Here is an 18,265-nt window from a genome sequence, read left to right as displayed (position 1 = left end):
CATGGCGCGTCGCAGGCACCACGAAGAGCACGAAAACCACGAGCGCTGGCTGGTCTCCTACGCGGACTTCATTACCCTGTTGTTTGCCTTCTTTGTGGTGATGTACTCGATGTCCTCGGTCAATGAGGGCAAGTACAAGATTCTCTCGGACAGTCTGACCGGGGTGTTCAATCAGCCCGACCGGGCGATCAAGCCGATTCCTGTGGGCGATGAGCGGCCGCGCACCACCGAGCCGGATCGTGCGCTGGTCGATGAGGACGAGCAGGCCGGTCAGGCGGCAGACTCCCTGCAGGGCATTGCCGAGAGCATGCGCCAGGCGTTTGCCGGGCTGATCGACGCCAAGCAACTGAAAGTGAGTGGCAACGAGTTGTGGATCGAGATCGAACTCAGTTCCAGCCTGCTGTTCCCCAGTGGCGATGCCTTGCCGAACAATGCGGCATTCGACCTTGTCGAGAAAATTGCCAAGATTCTGGCGCCTTACGAGAATCCGGTGCATGTCGAGGGTTTTACCGACAATCTGCCGATCAAGACCGCGCAGTACCCGACCAATTGGGAGTTGTCGGCGGCCCGGGCGGCCAGCATCGTGCGCATGCTCGCGATGGATGGGGTCAACCCCGGACGCTTGGCGTCGGTGGGTTATGGTGAGTTTCAGCCGGTGGCGGATAACGCCACGGCCGATGGCCGGGCACGCAACCGGCGGGTGGTGTTGGTGGTGTCGCGTAACCTCGATGTGCGCCGCAGCGTGAGTGGTGTGGGCAGTTCCAATGCGCGCCCCGATAGCGCCTTGCAGCGGGCTGGCACGCAACCTGCACCAGCGCCTGCAGTGCAGGCCCCGCCAGCGGGTGCCGTCAATCCTCCGTCGTTTGCCCCCTAGGGCGACGCCTGTTCTCGGTAGGGTCTGGATCATGCCGGGAGGACCAACAAGATGAGAGTCTGGGCAGTAGCCAATCAAAAGGGTGGTGTGGGCAAGACCACCACCGCCATCGCCCTGGCCGGCCTGCTGGCCGATGCCGGCAAGCGCGTGGTCGTGGTCGATCTCGATCCCCATGGCTCGATGACCAGTTATTTCGGCCACGATCCGGATGCGCTGGAGCACAGCTGCTTCGACCTGTTCCTGCATCAGGGCGTGGTACCTCAGGGGCTGCCGGAACAACTGCTGTTGCCCACCAGCCACGAGCGCATCGCCCTGTTGCCGTCGAGCACCGCCCTGGCCACGCTCGAGCGTCAATCGCCCGGGCAGAGCGGTCTGGGCCTGGTCATCGCCAAGAGCCTGGCGCAGCTGTGGCAGGGCTACGACCATGCGGTTATCGACAGCCCGCCGCTGCTCGGCGTGCTGATGGTCAATGCGCTGGCGGCCAGCCAGCAGCTGGTGATCCCGGTGCAGACCGAGTTTCTCGCGGTCAAGGGCCTGGAACGCATGGTCAGCACCCTGGCGATGATCAACCGGTCGCGCAAACAGGCATTGCCCTACAGCATCGTGCCGACCCTGTTCGACCGGCGTACGCAGGCCTCGCTGAGCACCTTGCGCCTGCTGCGCGACAGCTATCCGGAGCACCTGTGGCCGGCCTATATTCCGATCGACACGCGCCTGCGCGATGCCAGCCGGGCGGGGCGCACGCCCTCGCAGTTCGACCCCAACAGCCGCGGTGTGCTGGCCTATCGGGCGCTGCTCAAACACCTGCTGGCGCAGCAGTTGGCGGCGCAGGTGGCTTGAGATGAGGGTCTATGTCGAGCCGAAGCGTTCAAGTATGCCGCCACTGCGGCCGATAGGTTGTACAGGCTATTTTTGCGGATTCCATCTATGAGTCGTCCCGTCGCCATCGCCACGCGTCCCCAGTTGGCCTTGCAGTCCTATCTGGACAGCTTGCTGCAGGAGGCTGCAGTCGAATTGGCCGAAAGCAGCCTCGACGAGTTCGAGGCCGCGGTGCTGGAAGAGCAGGCGCGCGATGCCGGCCTGCTGTCCGCTGCGCCCGTACAGGTGCTGGCCGAGCCGCTGCCGGTTGTCGTGCCGGTGATCGAGCCCGCGCCTGCTGTGGTCGCCCGGCCGGTGTCGGTTGAGCCGGTGATCGACGTTCATCTACCCGCTATAACGCTGAACCAGGTGCCCGGCTTGCAGTCGGGAGAGCGGCCGGAGTGGGCGCAGGAGCCGTTCGAGTGCCTGTTGTTCGACGTCGCCGGCCTGACCCTGGCGGTGCCGCTGGTGTGCCTGGGTTCGATCTTTGCGCTGGCGGGACAGGAATTGACGCCATTATTTGGCCAGCCGGACTGGTTTCTCGGCATACTGCCGTGCCAGGCCGGTAACCTGAAGGTCCTGGATACCGCGCGCTGGGTGATGCCTGACCGCTATCGCGATGATTTTCGCCAGGGGCTGCAGTATGTGATTTCAGTGCAGGGCTATGAATGGGGTTTGGCCGTGCACCAGGTCAGCCGTTCGATTCGCCTGGACCCGAGCGAGATCAAGTGGCGCAGCCAGCGCACCCAGCGACCCTGGCTGGCGGGTACGGTGATCGAACACATGTGTGCCTTGCTGGATGTGGCGGCCCTGGCTGAACTGATCGCCAGCGGCGCGGCCAAGCGCATGGTCAATGGCCAGATTCACTGATTGAGACATGACAGGCTCGCCCTGGCGGCGGGCCTACGGATGATGACCCGCGGTTTGAACCGCGCACGCCGCACAGTGCGGCTTACGACGAGGCTAGGGCTATGAAGAAGAATTCTGCACAGGGCGCTGAAGATCCCATCCTGCAATGGGTGACCTTCCGCCTGGACAACGAAACCTACGGCATCAATGTGATGCAGGTTCAGGAAGTGCTGCGCCACACCGAGATCGCCCCGGTGCCGGGCGCACCGAGCTATGTGCTGGGTATCATCAATCTGCGCGGCAATGTGGTGACGGTGATCGACACCCGCCAGCGCTTCGGTCTGGACTCGGCGGCGGTGAGTGACAATACCCGCATCGTGATCATCGAGGCGGACAAGCAAGTGGTCGGCATCATGGTCGACAGCGTGGCCGAGGTGGTCTATCTGCGCCAGTCCGAGGTGGAAACCGCGCCGAATGTCGGCAACGACGAGTCGGCCAAGTTCATCCAGGGCGTGTGCAACAAGAATGGCGAGCTGCTGATTCTGGTCGAGTTGGACAAGATGATGAGCGAGGAAGAGTGGTCCGAGCTGGAGAGTATCTAGACCATGCTCGAGATCGCGCTGATCCTGCTCGGGCTGGTGTGCCTGGGGTTGGTCGGCACCTGCGTCTGGCTGATCATGCAACAGCGCCACCTGGCGTCGCTGCAGGCCGAGCGGGATGCGGCGCGCGATCTGCGGATCAAGGAGCTGGGTAAACGCCTGGACATCTATCTGGCCGGTAGCGTGCGCATGGGCGAAGAGCTGCACGAACTGCGGCAGGTCGTAGCTCCGTTGCCGGACAAGCTCAGCCAGATCGAGCAGCGCGACCCCAGCAGCCTGTCGTTCACCCAGGCCGCGCGCCTGGTCGGCCTGGGCGCCAGTGTCGATGACCTGACCCAGTCCTGCGGACTGAGCAAGGCCGAGGCGGAGCTGATCAGCAAGCTCAATCAGCCGAAAAATCGTTAATTGTCAATTTGTCGCTACGCGCTGTAGTCCGGATGCAATCAGGGCTGGCCGTGTGCTCCCCGGATTGCATCCGAGCTACAGGCGCTGCCTGCTAGCGGGGCGGTCCGTCGAGCAGCGGCAGCGGCGGGGTGATGTCGTTATCGCGCTGGAAGCCCGGCGGGCACTTGCCCTTCAAGTGCCAGGCGAAGGCGATGATCTCGGCAATGCAGCGATACAGTTGCTCGGGGATCGCCTCGCCCAGTTCCAGGCGTGCCAGCAGGCGCACCAGATCGGCATTCTCGTAGATCGGCACCTCATGCTCGCGGGCGATTGCCAGGATCGCTTCGGCCAGCTCGTCATCACCCTTGGCGCTGAGGCTGGGCGCATTCTGGCCGTCATAGGTCAGGGCGATGGCTTGGCGCGGGACTGGTTTTTTCATGCGGTTTCGTCTACCCAGCGTTGTTCCAGGCCGGTCTTTGGGCCTTGGGGGGGCGTGCCCTGAGTGCACGCCAGTTCGCCGACGGTCAGGCCGGCGGCGGTCAGGCGTTCACGCAGCGTATTCAGCTCGGCGTCGATCAGGTTGGCGGTGCGCGGGCGCTCGGCCCATAGCTGGCTGGACAGGCTGCCGCGGGCCAGCTGTGCCTGGACTTGCAGCGGCCCCAGCGGTTCCAGGTCGAAGGCCAGTTCGACTTTCCACCGCGCCTCCTTGGGCTGCTTGCCCGGCGATTTCTGTGGTTCTTCGTGCTGGATTTTCACCTGCAGGGGCACTAGGTCGCGCTGATCGCGCATGGGCAATTCCAGTTGCCAGGTGGTCAGCAGGTTGCCGTCCGGGCCGACCTGGCTCTGCGCCAGGCTGGACAGTTGGTGGGTCTGCAGGCGCGAGACGGCGGCGGCGGCCAGTTTCAGCAGGGTCTGCAGATCGGCGTCACCCTCCATCGCCTGCAGCAGGCGTGACGGCAGGGGAAAACGCAAGGCCGTTTGGCGTGCGTTGGCTTGGCCGAGGGAGCCGAGGATGTCGCGGGCGAGCGCCGGCAGCGCCTGGGCCATGGCGGCGCTGGCGTTGGCCGTGGCCAGTGGCGTGCCGGACGCCAGGGTGGGCAGCAGTTGGCTGATCAGGCGCAGCAGGTTGGCTTTCATGTCGGTGGGCAGGGCATGACCCTGGCCACCGAGCAGTTTGCTTTCGAGGAACAAGCCGCTGTTTTCCATGGCCTGGCTCAGCCCTTTGCCGGTACTCAATTGGGCGACATCGGGCAGGGCATTGAACAGTTTGTCGATGCTGCTACGCAGGCCTTCCGGCAGTGCGTCCTTGCCCACTGTGCCTTGCAGGGCCTTGAACAAGCCCTCCAGCGAGCCCTGACGGTTCTGTTGGCTGGCCAGTTGCTGGCTCAATTCGAGCTGGTCGAGACGCCCGCTGAGGGGCAGGAAATTCAGCGCCTGACTGCCTTGCACCTGCGCGCTGAGCAGGCTGCCGAGGGGCAGCGCCAAAGGCGTTTCCAGCGACAGCTTGCTGCCCGCCAGCGGGCTGTTGAGCAGGTTCACTATCACCTTGTAGAGCGCCTGCTGTGCTTTCGCCTGGACCAACTGTTCGCGGGCCACGACCTTGCCTTGCAGCAAGGTGCCGATCGGCAGTTGCTCGAGATCCAGGCTGGTCAGGGCTTTCTCGCCGCCGGCTAGCAGGGCTACTGTCAGGCGGCTTTGCGACAGCGCCGTGACCATCAGTGGGGCGCCTTGGGCAAGGGGGCGTGGGCTGCTGGCCTGCAGGGTTGCCTGACGACCATTGTCCAGTGTCAGCTTGAGCAAAAGCTGAAAGCTGTGCGCCATTTCCTTGAGGGCGACCACCTCGGCCTTGGCGGTTTCGCCATTGGCCAGCAAGCCTTGTAGCGGCTGCAGCAGCTTAAGCGCCAGATCGCTGCCTGGCGCGCTGGCACGGTTGTTCGGCGGCGCTGGCGCTAGCGGGCGGGAACTGCTGATTTCGCTCATTGGCGGGTAACACCCTGTCGAAAATGCCCACTGCGGCGAGTAGGGCATAGCATGTATAATCGCGCCCCGTCTGGGTCGGCTGCGTATTCAACTTGCGTCAGTATAGCGGCCGGGACACTGCCGACTTGAACCGCTTTTTAGGTGGATATACCGTGACAAGCCCTCTTCTCGAAGCCGTGGCGCTCGCTTGTGAGCGGGATTGGCGCATGCTTTTCGAACGGCTTGAACTGCGTTTGGCGGGCGGCGAGATGTTGCAGATTTCCGGTCCCAACGGCAGCGGTAAGACCAGCCTGCTGCGTTTGCTCGCCGGACTGATGCAGCCAACGGCCGGGGAGATTCGCCTGAACGGTCAGCCGCTGGCTTCGCAGCGCAGCGAACTGGCGCGTAATTTATTGTGGATAGGTCACGCCGCCGGGATCAAGGGCCTGCTCACTGCCGAAGAGAACCTGGCCTGGTTATGCGCGCTGCATCGTCCGGCTGAACGCACGGCGATCTGGCAGGCGCTGGAGGCAGTTGGGCTGCGCGGTTTCGAGGATGTGCCCTGCCATACCCTGTCGGCCGGCCAGCAGCGTCGCGTCGCGCTGGCGCGGTTGTATCTGGACGGGCCGCCGTTATGGATACTCGACGAACCCTTTACCGCCCTCGACAAGCTCGCCGTGGCACAACTGGAAAACCATCTGGCCTGGCACTGCGAAATGGGCGGCCTGGTGCTGCTGACCACTCATCACACGCTGACGGTCAAGCCCGCCGGTTACCGCGAGCTTGATCTGGGACAGCGTATTCTATGAGCGATGTGTTCAGTCTGTTGGTCGCGCGCGAAGCACGACTGTTGTTTCGCCGGCCCGCCGAGCTGGCCAATCCGCTGGTGTTCTTCGCTATCGTGATCGCCCTGTTTCCGTTGGCCGTGGGGCCGGAGACGCAGCTGTTGCAAACCCTGTCGCCGGGGTTGGTGTGGGTGGCGGCGCTATTGGCCGTGCTGCTCTCGCTGGATGGGCTGTTTCGCAGCGATTTCGAGGATGGCTCGCTGGAGCAGTGGGTCCTTTCGCCGCATCCCTTGCCTCTTCTGGTATTGGCCAAGGTACTGGCAAACTGGCTGTTCTCCGGTTTGGCCCTGGTGCTACTGGCGCCATTGCTGGCTCTGATGCTCGGCTTGCCGGGGCGTTGCCTGCCGGTGTTGTTGCTCTCGCTGTTGCTCGGTACGCCGGTCTTGAGCCTGCTCGGCGCGGTCGGCGCGGCGCTGACGGTGGGCCTCAAACGGGGTGGCCTGCTGCTGGCGCTGCTGATTCTGCCGCTGTATATCCCGGTGCTGATTCTTGGCAGCGGGGCGCTACAAGCCAGCCTGCAAGGATTGCCGGCGGTCGGTCACCTGTTGTGGCTGGCCAGTCTCACCGCGTTGGCGGTGACCTTGACACCTTTTGCGATTGCCGCCGGTCTGACCATCAGCGTCGGCGAGTGATCTACAACCGTGCTACCGAGGACGGCCATGCGCGGCCATTACCCCGGAGACTGATGAGTAATCCGATGAACTGGACGTGGTTTCACAAGCTGGGCTCGCCCAAATGGTTTTACCAGATCAGTGGGCGTCTGCTGCCCTGGCTGAGCGCGGCCGCCGCCTTGTTGCTGGCGGTCGGGCTGGTCTGGAGCCTGGCCTTTGCGCCGCCGGACTACCAGCAGGGCAACAGCTTCCGTATTATCTATATCCATGTGCCGGCAGCGTTTCTGGCCCAGTCGGTGTACGTCATGCTGGCGGTGGCGGGCGTGGTCGGCTTGGTGTGGAAAATGAAACTTGCCGATGTGGCCGTGCAACAGGCTGCGCCTGTAGGTGCCTGGATGACCGTGATCGCGCTGGTGACCGGCGCCATCTGGGGCAAGCCGACCTGGGGCGCCTACTGGGTCTGGGATGCACGCCTGACCTCGATGCTGATCCTGTTGTTCCTGTATTTCGGGGTGATCGCCCTCGGTCAGGCCATCAGCAACCGCGACAGCGCGGCCAAGGCCTGCGCGGTGTTGGCCATCGTCGGGGTGATCAACATTCCGATCATCAAATACTCGGTGGAGTGGTGGAACACCCTGCACCAGCCTGCCACCTTCAGCGTGGTCGAGAAACCGGCCATGCCGCTGGAAATGTGGCTGCCACTGTTGATCATGGTGCTCGGCTTCTACTGTTTCTTCGGCGCCGTATTGCTCCTGCGCATGCGCCTGGAGGTGCTCAAGCGCGAGGTGCGCAGCAGCTGGGCCAAGGCCGAGATCAGAGCTCAAGTGGAGAAAGGCCTGTGACTTTCACCTCGTTCGCCGAATTTCTCGCCATGGGCACCCATGGCCTCTATGTCTGGACGTCCTTTGGCATCAGCCTGGCCGTGCTGGCGTTGAATGTCGTGCTGCCGCTGCTGGCGCGTCGCCGTTACCTGCAAGACGAGGCGCGTCGTTTGCGTCGGGAGGAGTTGCAATGAACCCTGTTCGCAAGAAACGTCTGCTCATCATCCTGGCGACCCTCGCTGGTGTGGGCATCGCCGTGGCCTTGGCCCTGAGTGCGCTGCAACAGAACATCAATCTGTTCTATACCCCGACCCAGATCGCCAGCGGCGAGGCGCCACAAGACACGCGCATCCGAGCTGGCGGCTTGGTGGAAGTGGGCTCGGTCAAGCGCTCCAGCGACTCGCTGGAAACCGACTTCGTGGTGACCGACGGGGCGGCCAACGTGACCATCCGTTACAGCGGCATCCTTCCAGACCTGTTCCGCGAAGGCCAGGGCATCGTCGCCATGGGCAGGGTCAACGCCGATGGCGTGTTGATCGCCGACCAGGTGCTGGCCAAGCACGATGAAAACTACATGCCGCCGGAAGTCATGCAGGCATTGGAGCAAAGTGCAATGAAGCAAAAGCATGACGCGGCCACCCAAGGGGGTGCGCAATGATTCCCGAACTCGGTCACCTGGCGATGATCCTGGCGCTGTGCCTGGCCCTGGTGCAGGCCAGCCTGCCGCTGATCGGCGCCTGGCGCGGCGATCGGCAGTGGATGAGCCTGGCGCAGCCCGCGGCCTGGGGCCAGTTCGCCTTCCTGGTCTTCGCCTTCCTGTGCCTGACCTACGCCTTCATGGTCGATGATTTTTCCGTCGCCTATGTGGCCCACAATTCCAACAGTGCGCTGCCCTGGTATTACAAGTTCAGTGCGGTGTGGGGCGCCCATGAGGGCTCGCTGCTGCTCTGGGCGTTGATCCTGGGCGGCTGGACCTTCGCCGTGTCGATCTTCTCCCGTCAGTTGCCCGAGGAGATGCTCGCCCGCGTACTCGGGGTGATGGGCATGATCAGTGTCGGCTTCCTGCTGTTCCTGATAGTCACCTCCAACCCGTTCGAGCGCTTGCTGCCGAACACGCCGCTGGACGGCCGCGACCTCAATCCGCTGCTGCAGGATTTCGGCCTGATCATCCATCCGCCGATGCTCTACATGGGCTATGTCGGCTTCTCGGTGGCCTTCGCCTTCGCCATCGCCGCCTTGCTCGGCGGCAAGCTGGATGCGGCCTGGGCGCGCTGGTCGCGACCCTGGACCATAGTCGCCTGGGCTTTCCTCGGCATCGGCATCGCCCTGGGCTCCTGGTGGGCCTATTACGAGCTTGGCTGGGGCGGCTGGTGGTTCTGGGATCCGGTGGAGAACGCCTCCTTCATGCCCTGGCTGGTCGGCACCGCGCTGATCCACTCCCTGGCGGTGACCGAGAAACGCGGCGTGTTCAAGAGCTGGACGGTACTGCTGGCGATTGCCGCCTTCTCCCTGAGTCTGCTCGGCACCTTCCTGGTCCGCTCCGGGGTGCTGACCTCGGTGCATGCGTTTGCCACCGACCCTGCGCGTGGCGTGTTCATCCTGGCCTTCCTGTTGATCGTGGTCGGCGGTTCGCTGACCCTGTTCGCCATCCGCGCGCCTGTGGTCAAGAGTCAGGTCGGTTTCGCCCTGTGGTCGCGCGAGACCCTGCTGTTCGTGAATAACCTGATCCTGGTGGTGGCAGCTGCGATGATTCTGCTCGGCACCCTCTATCCGCTGGTGCTGGATGCCATGAGCGGGGCCAAACTGTCGGTCGGCCCGCCGTATTTCAACGCGCTGTTCGTGCCGTTGATGGGCCTGCTGATGGTGATGATCGCGATCGGTGTGCTGGTGCGCTGGAAGGACACGCCGCTGCGCTGGCTGCTGGGCATGCTGGCCCCGGTGCTGATCGGCAGCGTGGCCTTGGCCGCGCTGGCGAGCGTACTGCACGGCGACTTCAGCTGGGCGGTGCTGGGTGTCTGTCTGCTGGCCGCTTGGGTGGTATTGGCCGGTGTGCGCGACATTTTCGACAAGACCCGCCACAAGGGGCTGCTCAAGGGCTTGCCAGGTCTGGGCCGCAGCTACTGGGGCATGCAGACGGCGCACCTCGGTTTGGCCGTGTGCGCCCTCGGGGTCATCCTGACCAGCATGGGCAGCTTCGAGCGCGACATGCGCATGGCCCCGGGCGATTCGGTGGAGATGGGCGGTTACCAGTTCATCTTCGAGGGTGCCGAACACTTCGAGGGGCCGAATTTCACCTCGGATAAAGGCACCGTGCGGATCCTCGAAGATGGCCAGCAGATTGCCGTGCTGTACCCGGAGAAGCGTCTGTATAGCGTGCAGCAGTCGGTGATGACCGAGGCCGGAATCGACGCCGGCATTACCCGCGATCTGTTCGTCGCTCTGGGGGAGCCGCTGGAAGACGGCGCCTGGGCCGTGCGCGTGCACATCAAGCCGTTCGTGCGCTGGATCTGGTTCGGTGCCTTGCTGATGGGCCTGGGCGGCTTCCTCTCGGCGAGCGACAAGCGCTACCGGATCAAGGTCACCACCCGCGTGCGTGAAGCCCTGGGCATGACGGGGGCGCAAGCATGAAGCGGCTGATCCTGTTGTTGCCGTTGGCTGGCTTCCTGGTGCTGGCCGGCTTCCTCTACAAGGGCCTGTTCCTCGACTCGCGCGACATCGGCTCGACGATGATCGGCAAGCCGCTGCCCGAGTTCGCCCTGGCGTCGCTGGAAGAGCCGGCGCGCACCCTCGGCACCGCCGATTTCGAGGGGCCGGCGCTGGTCAATGTCTGGGCGACCTGGTGTCCGACCTGTCGCGCCGAGCACGAGATGCTCAACCGCCTGGCCGGGCAGGGCGTGGCGGTCTACGGGATCAACTACAAGGACAACGGAGACGCTGCGCGCCGCTGGCTCATCGAACTGGGCAACCCGTACCGCTTCAACGTCGAGGATCCGCAGGGCAGCCTGGGCATCAATCTCGGTGTCTACGGTGCGCCGGAGACCTTCCTGATCGACAAGAGTGGCATCATCCGCCACAAGTACGTCGGCGCCATCGACGAGAGCGTCTGGCGTCAGCAACTGGCGCCGCTGTACCGCGAACTGATGGACGAGGCCGGCCGATGAAACGATTGCTGACGGCGGGCCTGCTGGGTCTGACCCTGTCGCTGGGCGCCCAGGCGGCCATCGACACCTACGAGTTCGCCGACGAGGCGCAGCGCCAGCGTTATCGCAGCCTGATCGAGGAGCTGCGTTGCCCCAAGTGCCAGAACCAGAACATCGCCGACTCCGATGCGCCGATTGCCATGGACCTGCGTGCGCAAGTCTATCGCATGCTGGAAGAAGGCCAGAGCAACGAGCAGATCATCGATTTCCTGGTGTCGCGTTACGGCGATTTCGTCCTCTACAAGCCGCCGCTCACGACCCGTACCCTGTTGCTCTGGTACGGCCCGGCCGGGCTTCTGCTCGGTGGTTTCGTCCTGCTTGGAGTGGTGGTACTGCGTCGTCGGGGCAAGAAAACCGCGGGCACGAGTCACCTTTCCGCCGATGAGCAGCAACGCTTGGCTGCTCTGCTCAGCCAAAAGCCTACCAATCAAGCGCCTCGGGATAAGAAAGACTGATGATCGAATTCTGGCTGTCCGCCGGCCTGCTGTTGCTGGCTGCCCTGGGTTTTCTGCTGATCCCGGTTCTGCGTGGCCGCAAGGTCCAGGCCGCAGAAGACCGTACCGCATTGAATGTCACCCTCTATCAGGAGCGCCTGCAGGAGCTGGAGAATCAGCGTCAGACCGGTACGCTCAGCGAGGAGCAATGGCAGAACGGCCGCGATGAAGCGGCCCGCGAACTGTTGGCCGACACCGACGGAGCCGAGAGCACCGCCCGGGTCGGTGTGCTCGGCAGCAAGGTGCCGCTGACCGCCGCCTTGCTGATGCCGCTGCTAGGCTACGGCTTGTACCTGTACTGGGGCGCGATCGACGATGTCGAACGTGCGCGCACCTTCGTCGAGCAACCGCAGACCATCGAAGCCATGACTGCGCGCCTGGAAGCAGCTGTGAAGGCTGATCCAAAGTCCGTTGAAGGCTGGTACTTCCTTGGCCGCACCTACATGGCCCAGGAACGTGCCGCCGATGCTGCCGGTGCATTCGAGCGCGCGGTGGCGCTCGCCGGGCGCAAGCCGGAGTTGCTCGGCCAGTGGGCGCAGGCGCTGTATTTCTCCGGCGACAAACAGTGGACCGAGCAGCTGCAGGCGCTGGCCGATGAAGCGTTGCAGGCCGATCCGGCGGAAGTCACCAGTCTCGGTCTGCTCGGCATCGCCGCCTATGAGGAAGGGCGTTTCGAGGAGGCCATTGGCTTCTGGGAGCGTCTGGTCGCCGTCTTGCCCGAACAGGATCCCTCGCGCCAGGCCATCCAGGGCGGCATCGCCCGTGCCCGTGAACGTCTGGCTGTGCCGACGGACACGACGCCGGCTGCCGCCGCGACCGGGCAACTGAGGGTCAAGGTCGATTTGGCTGCGGCCTTGAAAGATAAGGTGCAGCCGAGTGACAGCGTGTTCGTCTTTGCCCGTGCGGCCTCGGGCACCCCGATGCCGTTGGCGGTCAAGCGCCTGACCGTGGCCGATCTGCCGACCGAGGTCAGCCTGTCGGACAGCGACGCGATGATGCCGCAGCTGAAAATCTCCGGATTCGCACAGGTACAGCTGGTGGCGCGCATTTCGCGCAGCGGTAATGCTTCTGCCGGCGAATGGATCGGCCGCAGCCAGCCGTTGCCCAGCAGCACCACCGAGGCGCAGCACCTGACCATCGACACCGCGGACGGTCAGGCGCAATGAGCCGATGGCTGGCGCTTGTCCTGGTTATCGGCCTGTCGAGTCTGGCCGGCTGCGCGGTACAGGGCACAGCGCCGATCGGCCAGGTGCTGGTGCTGAGCAAGTCGCACCCGCGCTACGCGCCGCCGCCTGGGGTGGAAAGCCACTGGGATGCGGGGTTGGGGGTCTATGTGGTGGGCGGTGCGCGTGACCTGTATTACCGCGAGCGCACCTATTACCGTTGGAGCAGCGGCTGGAGCTGGGCGACCAACCCACAAGGGCCGTGGCAGCCGACCGACAGCAGCGGCGTGCCGCCGGGCCTGTACCGGCGGTACGCGCAGTAGCGCTGTCTCTGCGTCAGGCCGAGTGTGCAGTGTCCTAGGGGCCGCCGCCCCGCGTAGCCCGGATGAATTCCGGGGAGGCGGGAGAGTCCCCGGATGCATTGGGCTACGGTCATATGTCGCGATCAGGCCAGCACTCCATCACGGAAGTCGCGCAGCGCCTGCTCGATTTCTTCCCGGCTATTCATCACGAACGGCCCGTACTGCACGATTGGCTCACCCAGCGGCTTGCCGGCGATCAGCAGCAACTTGGCGCCGTCGCGGCTGCCCAGGTGCAGTTCGCCGTGGTCGGACAGGCGCACCAGGCGTCCGGCGGGCACCGCCTGTGCACTGGCGCCCGGCAGCTCGAGCGTGCCTGCGTAGACGTAGAGCATGGCGCGATGGCCGTCAGGCAGGCGCGGGGCAATCTGGCTGCCGGCTGGCAGGTGCAGGTCGAACAGTTGCGGCTCGGTATGCGGGCGTTGCACGGCGCCGCTTTGCTGCGCCTCGCCGTCGTCGAACTGGCCGGCGATCACCACCACCTCGACGCCGCTGGAGCTGGTCAGGCGCGGAATCTCGCTGGCGGGAATGTCGCGGTAGCCGGGGGCGCCGAGCTTGTCCTTGGCCGGCAGGTTGAGCCACAGCTGGAAACCGCGCATGGCCCCCTGTTCCTGCTCGGGCATCTCGCTATGGATGATGCCGCGGGCGGCGGTCATCCACTGCACGTCGCCGCTTTGCAGCAGGCCGACATTGCCCAGGTGGTCTTCATGGCGCATGCGGCCTTCGAGCATATAGGTGATGGTCTCGAAACCGCGGTGCGGGTGCGGCGGGAAGCCGGCGATATAGTCGTCCGGATCGTCCGAGGCGAACTCATCGAGCATCAGGAAGGGGTCGAAGCGCTCGATCCCGTTGCCGCCAATCACTCGGTTCAGGCGTACGCCAGCGCCGTCGGACGCGGGTTGGCCGGGCTGGATGGCGAGTACGCTGCGCAATGGGCTCATGGAGCACCTCTTCAAGTTGGGATGCGCCCATCCTATGTCTATAAATAAGATTGATGGTTGCGAAATTCGCGAGATAAGAATCGATTTTTTCGATGATAAGTAGGCGGAGCAGGCCGCTTTTCGCCAGGCAGTTCGAAATTCTCGATCAGCCGGCAGGTAGCCTGGCCATCCACGGCGCATTGCGCCCGCTGCGACATTGCGCTTTGCCTCGCAACGGCGCTCGATAGCCGAGCCGCGTCAGGTTAAAAGCCTGGGGTGGCTCCCTATGGTCGGGCTATTCGGCAATCAGCAGCTTGCGCGATTCGTTATAGAAATAGCGAATCTTCTCGTACTCGAACGGCGAGTTGAGCTGGCCGTAGCGGAAGTTGACGGTGGAGCGCTGATCGACCGTCTCGAGCAAGAAAATTTCCGGATGACTGTTGCTGGCTTCGGCCACGTTGAGCCAGTTGACCTGGCTCTTGGTACTGAAATCCATCACCAGCCCGCCGGTATCGCGCAGGTTGGAGGGGCCGAGCAGCGGCAGCATCAGGTAAGGGCCGGCCGGTGCGCCGTAGAACCCCAGGGTCTGGCCGAAGTCTTCGCGTTGTTTCGGCAGGCCCATGCGACTCGCCGGATCCCACAGTCCCGCGACGCCGATGGTGGTATTGAGCAGCAGGCGGGCGGTGGTCTGCATCGAGCGCCTGGCTTTGAACTGCAGCAGGCTGTTGAGCAGGTTGGGCACATCGCCGAGGTTGCTGAAGAAGTTGCTCACCCCATGTTGCACGACAGTCGGGGTGACATAGCGATAACCCTCGACTATGGGCAGAAACACCCATTGATCGAAGCGGTAGTTGAAGTGGTAGACCCGCCGGTTCCAGGACTCCAGGGGGTCGTAGACATGCAGGGCACCCAGGGTCGAGCGCTCGAACTCGCGCTGGTCGAGGCCTGGGTTGAACTGCAGGTGTTGCAGCGGTTGCTTGAAGCCGTCGTCATCGACTTGATGCTCGGCCTGTGTCGGGCCGCTGGTCAGCAGCAGACTCAGTAGCAGGGTTGTAGCAAGAGGCTTAACCACGGAAGAACTCCAGCATGGCGTCGCTGTTGACCCGGTAGTTGAGGTTGCCGCAGTGCCCGCCGAAGGGGTAGATGGTCAGGCGCTCGCCCAGGGTTCGACGCAGAAAGCCCAGGTCGCCAGGGCCGAGGATGAGGTCATCGGCGTTGTGCATCACGGCGATCTTGCTGCTGTTCTTCAGATAGTCCTCGACGGCATAGAGACTGACCTGATCCATCATCTGGGTAATGCTGCCGCCGTTATGACGGTCCCGCCACATCGGGATCAGCTGCTCGGAGATGTAGCAGTCGAAGTCGCATTGCAGGGCGCGTTTGAAGAAGGGGGTAAGGCTGGTGCTGTCGTCGATCGGGTAGCGTGCCGGGGTGATCAGGCCGCGCCGGTTGATCAGGTCAGAGGTGAAGGCGATATCGGCGGCGGCGAAGCGGAACACCGCACCGATCAGCATGGCCATCTGCTCGTCGGAAAGCTGTTCCTTGGAGCGCTGGAAGTCGAAGAGCATCGCCTCGTTGAGGTCGACGTAGCCCTTTTCCTGGAAATAGCGGGTCAGCTTGGCCAGCACCGTCTCGTAGAAGGTGGTGCTGTCGTCGATGCCTTCGACCCGGGTCTGTACCAGGCGGTCGAGGTTGCTGGTCGAGGTGTAGAGGTTGACCGGCGGATTGAGCAGCAGCACACGTTTGAAGTTGAAGCTGCGTCGGGTTTCGTCGAGCTGACTGACGAATGCCGCCTGCAGGGCGCCCAGGCTGTAGCCGGTCAGGTGGAAGGCACTGACCTGCAGGCGTGGATGCTGGGCGCGCACGGCCTGCATCGCCCGGTACAGATCGTCGGCATCTTCGCCGGTGAGGCCCGGTGTGGCGAAGCGCGAGGCGGCGGTCATGAAGTCGTAGCTGGTCGGCGAGGACAGCTGCACCACATGGTAACCGGCGCCGTAGAACAGCTTCTTCAGGTAATCCGCCGTGCTGCTGGAGTAAGGCATACCCGTGCCGGCGATGATGAAAATCAGCGGCGCCTCACCTTTTTGCTTGGCCAGGCGATAGCCCATCTTGGTCACCGGCCAGAAGTTGTCCGGCAGTTCGAACTCGCGCTCCGGACGCAGTTTGACCCGGTAGTCCTGTTGGTCGATGTCGGCATCGGCCGGCAGTTGCGGTCGCAACTCGGACGGTGTGGTGGCGATGGTCGCCTCGAAGGGGTTGGTCAGTGGGTAGCCATAGCTTTGCGCGTCGATGTCGGCTGCCAGCAGCGGCCCACCAAGAGTTATGCCGCAGAGCAGGGCGGCGAGGCGATATACCAGCGGCATGACTCAAATCCCTTTAACTGAGGGCGGATTGAACGAGTTGAAGAGCTGAGACAACCAAACCTGCGGAGAGTGCCAGTCAGGCCGATTTTTGACTCAGCTCATGCAGCGCCGGGCCGGTCAGGCGATATTGCGTCCAGTCGTCCAGCGGCTCGGCACCGAGGCGCCTGTAGAAGTCGATGGCCGGTTCATTCCAGTCCAGTACCGACCATTCCAGGCGTCCGCAGCCGCGCTCCATGGCCAAGCTCGCCAGCTTGCCGAGCAAGGCGCTGCCGAGTCCCGTGCCGCGGGCGCTGGGGCGCACATAGAGGTCTTCGAGATAGATACCGGGTTTGCCAAGGAAGGTCGAGTAGTTGTGGAAGAACAGGGCAAAGCCCGCCGCCGCGCCATCGACCTCACCGATCAGTACTTCGGCAAAGGGGCGTGTTCCGAACAGGTGTTCGGTCATGTGTGCCGGGTCGGCTACTACCTGATCGCTGAGCTTCTCGTACTCGGCCAGTTCGCGGATAAAGCCCATGATCAGCGCAACATCGTCACGCTGGGCACTGCGGATGTGCAAGAGGGGCATGGTCGTTCCTTGAGTTGCTGGTCAGGCGAGCATGCGGTGTGGCCATGGGGTCTTGCAAGCTGTGTCCATGCAATCGGCTGCGGTTGTGAAACTATCGAATGCCAGCGCAAGCAAGTTGCTTCAGACGTTCGCCGCTCATCACCAGTGCTCAAGCCTGATGGTGCAACCAGGCATGTTTCGGTCGCTCTGGTACCGGACTCGAATGTTTCTCCAGGCGTTGCCAGATCTTCTCGTGAAAGTAGAAGCCGACCGAGTTGCACCGTGGCTCGATGGCCGCCACCAGGCCACTGGCCGCGACACTACCGGTCAGCGCATAGGTCACCGCAAAGGCGATGCAGAAGTGCATCAGGGTGAAGGTCAGGGTCTTGAGCATGGGACGCCTCTAATGAGAAGTACTAGCGATTGATTGTCAGGTTAGCGGCTCCTTGTCGATTGAATAAATGTTTCATTTAAATTGTTTCGATAGTATTTGGTAATTTAAAAGACCGTCGAGCAGTGTGAAGCAGCGAAAGTCGTCAATAAAATGCTCAAACGAATTTGACAAGGCGACGCGGGCGGCTAACTTGAAGGGCGCGGCGCATGGAAGTCCCGCGTCGCACATTGTCCCGCGTCGCTCATTGTCGACTTGAGCTTTTCTGAAATGGAGTTCCAACATGCATAAACGCTACCTCTCTACCCTGCTGTGTGCTGTTCTGGCCGCAGTTACTCTCAACGTCTCCGCCGCCGAAACTACCAAGACTGCACCCGCGAAGCCTGCGGCCGTGCAAGTGGCGGAGGTCGGCAAGGTCAATCTCAACACGGCCGATGCTCCCACGCTGCAGCGTGAGCTGAGCGGTATCGGCGAGACCAAGGCCAAGGCGATAGTGGCGTACCGTGACGCCCATGGCGCATTTGCCTCGGTTGACGAACTACTCGAGGTCAAGGGCATCGGCGAGTCCATCCTGGCGAAGAACCGCGACAAGCTGAGCGTCAATTAACCCGTAAGCTGGAAGATGGAGGCCGGTCACTGACTGGCCTTTTTGCATTTAGTGTCGCGATACAAGTCTGCGGATTCCACGACACTTGGACACTCAGCCCACGATCATTTGGACACTCGTTCCATGCTCACTTGGACACCTGATCCACGTCCAGTTGGACAGGCAGTCGGAGCGCAGCGACGCAGGTTTGCATTGTTAGTCTGAAGTCTCTGTCGCCGTCAATTTCGTTGCGCGTCTGCGCATCGATTCGCCCTTCAGTTCGATCCGATAAGCGTTGTGCACCAGCCGGTCGAGGATCGCATCGCCCAAGGTCGGATCGCCGATCAGTGCGTGCCATTTGTCCACTGGCATCTGGCTGGTCACTAGCGTCGAGCGGTTGCCGTAGCGGTCGTCCAGCAGTTCAAGCATGTCGCGCCGTTGCGCA

The 18,265-nt window shown here is 63.2% G+C and carries 23 protein-coding genes and 1 pseudogene; 16 read left to right on the top strand and 8 right to left on the bottom strand.

What is annotated here, in order from left to right; genetic code table 11:
* The first annotated feature begins 1 nt into the window (after position 1).
* The 5 genes from motD to BM315_RS01375 all read left to right on the top strand — a co-directional run bounded on the left by motD (position 2) and on the right by BM315_RS01375 (position 3,585).
* Positions 2–874: a flagellar motor protein MotD gene (gene motD, locus BM315_RS01395; protein ID WP_090497054.1), complete on the top strand. Its 873-nt coding sequence runs from the start codon at positions 2–4 to the stop codon at positions 872–874.
* A gap of 51 nt (positions 875–925) precedes the next feature.
* The gene (locus BM315_RS01390; protein ID WP_090497052.1) at positions 926–1,714 is read left to right on the top strand and encodes a ParA family protein; all 789 of its coding nucleotides are present in this window, start codon (positions 926–928) and stop codon (positions 1,712–1,714) included.
* Positions 1,715–1,801: 87 nt separating this feature from the next.
* The gene (locus BM315_RS01385; RefSeq protein WP_090497050.1) at positions 1,802–2,602 is read left to right on the top strand and encodes a CheW domain-containing protein; all 801 of its coding nucleotides are present in this window, start codon (positions 1,802–1,804) and stop codon (positions 2,600–2,602) included.
* Between the two features lie 101 nt (positions 2,603–2,703).
* The gene (locus BM315_RS01380) at positions 2,704–3,183 is read left to right on the top strand and encodes a chemotaxis protein CheW (protein ID WP_090497048.1); all 480 of its coding nucleotides are present in this window, start codon (positions 2,704–2,706) and stop codon (positions 3,181–3,183) included.
* Between the two features lie 3 nt (positions 3,184–3,186).
* The gene (locus tag BM315_RS01375; RefSeq protein WP_090497046.1) at positions 3,187–3,585 is read left to right on the top strand and encodes a DUF2802 domain-containing protein; all 399 of its coding nucleotides are present in this window, start codon (positions 3,187–3,189) and stop codon (positions 3,583–3,585) included.
* Positions 3,586–3,676: 91 nt separating this feature from the next.
* On the opposite strand, the gene BM315_RS01370 is transcribed toward BM315_RS01375, so the two are convergent.
* Complete coding sequence (locus tag BM315_RS01370; RefSeq protein WP_090497044.1) at positions 3,677–4,003, bottom strand: EscU/YscU/HrcU family type III secretion system export apparatus switch protein; 327 nt, start codon at positions 4,001–4,003, stop codon at positions 3,677–3,679.
* The gene (fliK, locus tag BM315_RS01365) at positions 4,000–5,544 is read right to left on the bottom strand and encodes a flagellar hook-length control protein FliK (protein ID WP_090497043.1); all 1,545 of its coding nucleotides are present in this window, start codon (positions 5,542–5,544) and stop codon (positions 4,000–4,002) included. Before fliK ends, BM315_RS01370 begins: the two co-directional genes overlap by 4 nt.
* A gap of 152 nt (positions 5,545–5,696) precedes the next feature.
* On the opposite strand from fliK, the gene ccmA reads away from it, so the two are divergent.
* The 10 genes from ccmA (at position 5,697) to BM315_RS01315 (ending at position 12,980) form a co-directional block, all read left to right on the top strand.
* Positions 5,697–6,332, top strand: coding sequence for a cytochrome c biogenesis heme-transporting ATPase CcmA (gene ccmA / locus BM315_RS01360; RefSeq protein ID WP_090497039.1), 636 nt, complete (start codon positions 5,697–5,699; stop codon positions 6,330–6,332).
* The gene (ccmB, locus tag BM315_RS01355; protein ID WP_090497037.1) at positions 6,329–7,000 is read left to right on the top strand and encodes a heme exporter protein CcmB; all 672 of its coding nucleotides are present in this window, start codon (positions 6,329–6,331) and stop codon (positions 6,998–7,000) included. The genes ccmA and ccmB overlap by 4 nt, the downstream gene beginning before the upstream one ends.
* A gap of 65 nt (positions 7,001–7,065) precedes the next feature.
* Positions 7,066–7,821 (top strand): heme ABC transporter permease, encoded by a 756-nt coding sequence (locus BM315_RS01350; protein ID WP_090497035.1) that lies wholly within the window; start codon positions 7,066–7,068, stop codon positions 7,819–7,821.
* A complete protein-coding gene (gene ccmD, locus BM315_RS01345) occupies positions 7,818–7,994 on the top strand; it encodes a heme exporter protein CcmD (protein ID WP_090497033.1) in 177 nt (58 codons plus the stop codon). The genes BM315_RS01350 and ccmD overlap by 4 nt, the downstream gene beginning before the upstream one ends.
* Positions 7,991–8,458, top strand: a complete 468-nt coding sequence (gene ccmE / locus BM315_RS01340; RefSeq protein ID WP_090497031.1) for a cytochrome c maturation protein CcmE — start codon at positions 7,991–7,993, stop codon at positions 8,456–8,458. The genes ccmD and ccmE overlap by 4 nt, the downstream gene beginning before the upstream one ends.
* Positions 8,455–10,428, top strand: coding sequence for a heme lyase CcmF/NrfE family subunit (locus BM315_RS01335; RefSeq protein ID WP_090497030.1), 1,974 nt, complete (start codon positions 8,455–8,457; stop codon positions 10,426–10,428). Before ccmE ends, BM315_RS01335 begins: the two co-directional genes overlap by 4 nt.
* On the top strand, positions 10,425–10,961 hold the full coding sequence (locus BM315_RS01330) for a DsbE family thiol:disulfide interchange protein (RefSeq protein ID WP_090497027.1): 537 nt from the start codon (positions 10,425–10,427) through the stop codon (positions 10,959–10,961). Before BM315_RS01335 ends, BM315_RS01330 begins: the two co-directional genes overlap by 4 nt.
* Entirely contained in the window at positions 10,958–11,455 is a 498-nt protein-coding gene (locus BM315_RS01325) for a cytochrome c-type biogenesis protein (RefSeq protein ID WP_090497025.1), read from the top strand. The genes BM315_RS01330 and BM315_RS01325 overlap by 4 nt, the downstream gene beginning before the upstream one ends.
* Positions 11,455–12,660: a c-type cytochrome biogenesis protein CcmI gene (gene ccmI, locus BM315_RS01320; protein ID WP_090497023.1), complete on the top strand. Its 1,206-nt coding sequence runs from the start codon at positions 11,455–11,457 to the stop codon at positions 12,658–12,660. The genes BM315_RS01325 and ccmI overlap by 1 nt, the downstream gene beginning before the upstream one ends.
* Positions 12,657–12,980 carry a hypothetical protein gene (locus BM315_RS01315; protein ID WP_090497021.1) on the top strand — a complete coding sequence of 108 codons (324 nt, stop codon included), beginning with the start codon at positions 12,657–12,659 and terminating at the stop codon, positions 12,978–12,980. Before ccmI ends, BM315_RS01315 begins: the two co-directional genes overlap by 4 nt.
* Positions 12,981–13,102: 122 nt before the next feature.
* Here the strand turns inward: BM315_RS01315 and BM315_RS01310 are convergent, their stop codons facing one another.
* The 5 genes from BM315_RS01310 to BM315_RS01290 all read right to left on the bottom strand — a co-directional run bounded on the left by BM315_RS01310 (position 13,103) and on the right by BM315_RS01290 (position 17,237).
* Positions 13,103–13,957 carry a pirin family protein gene (locus BM315_RS01310; RefSeq protein WP_090497019.1) on the bottom strand — a complete coding sequence of 285 codons (855 nt, stop codon included), beginning with the start codon at positions 13,955–13,957 and terminating at the stop codon, positions 13,103–13,105.
* Positions 13,958–14,231: 274 nt separating this feature from the next.
* Positions 14,232–14,984: an MlaA family lipoprotein gene (locus tag BM315_RS01305; RefSeq protein ID WP_090497478.1), complete on the bottom strand. Its 753-nt coding sequence runs from the start codon at positions 14,982–14,984 to the stop codon at positions 14,232–14,234.
* Positions 14,985–15,000: 16 nt separating this feature from the next.
* Positions 15,001–16,299 carry a serine/threonine protein kinase gene (locus tag BM315_RS01300; RefSeq protein ID WP_090497017.1) on the bottom strand — a complete coding sequence of 433 codons (1,299 nt, stop codon included), beginning with the start codon at positions 16,297–16,299 and terminating at the stop codon, positions 15,001–15,003.
* 76 nt (positions 16,300–16,375) lie between these two features.
* Positions 16,376–16,864, bottom strand: a complete 489-nt coding sequence (locus BM315_RS01295; RefSeq protein ID WP_090497015.1) for a GNAT family N-acetyltransferase — start codon at positions 16,862–16,864, stop codon at positions 16,376–16,378.
* Positions 16,865–17,012: 148 nt separating this feature from the next.
* Positions 17,013–17,237 (bottom strand): DUF2061 domain-containing protein, encoded by a 225-nt coding sequence (locus BM315_RS01290; protein ID WP_090497014.1) that lies wholly within the window; start codon positions 17,235–17,237, stop codon positions 17,013–17,015.
* A 280-nt stretch (positions 17,238–17,517) separates the two neighbouring features.
* On the opposite strand from BM315_RS01290, the gene BM315_RS01285 reads away from it, so the two are divergent.
* The gene (locus BM315_RS01285; RefSeq protein WP_090497011.1) at positions 17,518–17,841 is read left to right on the top strand and encodes a ComEA family DNA-binding protein; all 324 of its coding nucleotides are present in this window, start codon (positions 17,518–17,520) and stop codon (positions 17,839–17,841) included.
* 195 nt (positions 17,842–18,036) lie between these two features.
* Here the strand turns inward: BM315_RS01285 and istB are convergent.
* A pseudogene (istB, locus tag BM315_RS01280) lies at positions 18,037–18,265 on the bottom strand (IS21-like element ISPre4 family helper ATPase IstB); the annotation flags it as partial.

Source organism: Pseudomonas borbori, from assembly GCF_900115555.1.
GTDB lineage: Bacteria > Pseudomonadota > Gammaproteobacteria > Pseudomonadales > Pseudomonadaceae > Aquipseudomonas > Aquipseudomonas borbori.
This window is presented reverse-complemented; position numbering and strand designations above follow the sequence as displayed.

Bases quoted from the DNA above. Each gene is read 5' to 3' on its own strand.
- motD (WP_090497054.1), top strand. From the start codon at position 2: ATGGCGCGTCGCAGGCACCACGAAGAGCACGAAAACCACGAGCGCTGG.
- BM315_RS01390 (WP_090497052.1), top strand. From the start codon at position 926: ATGAGAGTCTGGGCAGTAGCCAATCAAAAGGGTGGTGTGGGCAAGACC.
- BM315_RS01385 (WP_090497050.1), top strand. From the start codon at position 1,802: ATGAGTCGTCCCGTCGCCATCGCCACGCGTCCCCAGTTGGCCTTGCAG.
- BM315_RS01380 (WP_090497048.1), top strand. From the start codon at position 2,704: ATGAAGAAGAATTCTGCACAGGGCGCTGAAGATCCCATCCTGCAATGG.
- BM315_RS01375 (WP_090497046.1), top strand. From the start codon at position 3,187: ATGCTCGAGATCGCGCTGATCCTGCTCGGGCTGGTGTGCCTGGGGTTG.
- BM315_RS01370 (WP_090497044.1), bottom strand. From the start codon at position 4,003: ATGAAAAAACCAGTCCCGCGCCAAGCCATCGCCCTGACCTATGACGGC.
- fliK (WP_090497043.1), bottom strand. From the start codon at position 5,544: ATGAGCGAAATCAGCAGTTCCCGCCCGCTAGCGCCAGCGCCGCCGAAC.
- ccmB (WP_090497037.1), top strand. From the start codon at position 6,329: ATGAGCGATGTGTTCAGTCTGTTGGTCGCGCGCGAAGCACGACTGTTG.
- BM315_RS01350 (WP_090497035.1), top strand. From the start codon at position 7,066: ATGAACTGGACGTGGTTTCACAAGCTGGGCTCGCCCAAATGGTTTTAC.
- ccmE (WP_090497031.1), top strand. From the start codon at position 7,991: ATGAACCCTGTTCGCAAGAAACGTCTGCTCATCATCCTGGCGACCCTC.
- BM315_RS01335 (WP_090497030.1), top strand. From the start codon at position 8,455: ATGATTCCCGAACTCGGTCACCTGGCGATGATCCTGGCGCTGTGCCTG.
- BM315_RS01330 (WP_090497027.1), top strand. From the start codon at position 10,425: ATGAAGCGGCTGATCCTGTTGTTGCCGTTGGCTGGCTTCCTGGTGCTG.
- BM315_RS01325 (WP_090497025.1), top strand. From the start codon at position 10,958: ATGAAACGATTGCTGACGGCGGGCCTGCTGGGTCTGACCCTGTCGCTG.
- ccmI (WP_090497023.1), top strand. From the start codon at position 11,455: ATGATCGAATTCTGGCTGTCCGCCGGCCTGCTGTTGCTGGCTGCCCTG.
- BM315_RS01315 (WP_090497021.1), top strand. From the start codon at position 12,657: ATGAGCCGATGGCTGGCGCTTGTCCTGGTTATCGGCCTGTCGAGTCTG.
- BM315_RS01310 (WP_090497019.1), bottom strand. From the start codon at position 13,957: ATGAGCCCATTGCGCAGCGTACTCGCCATCCAGCCCGGCCAACCCGCG.
- BM315_RS01300 (WP_090497017.1), bottom strand. From the start codon at position 16,299: ATGCCGCTGGTATATCGCCTCGCCGCCCTGCTCTGCGGCATAACTCTT.
- BM315_RS01295 (WP_090497015.1), bottom strand. From the start codon at position 16,864: ATGCCCCTCTTGCACATCCGCAGTGCCCAGCGTGACGATGTTGCGCTG.
- BM315_RS01290 (WP_090497014.1), bottom strand. From the start codon at position 17,237: ATGCTCAAGACCCTGACCTTCACCCTGATGCACTTCTGCATCGCCTTT.
- BM315_RS01285 (WP_090497011.1), top strand. From the start codon at position 17,518: ATGCATAAACGCTACCTCTCTACCCTGCTGTGTGCTGTTCTGGCCGCA.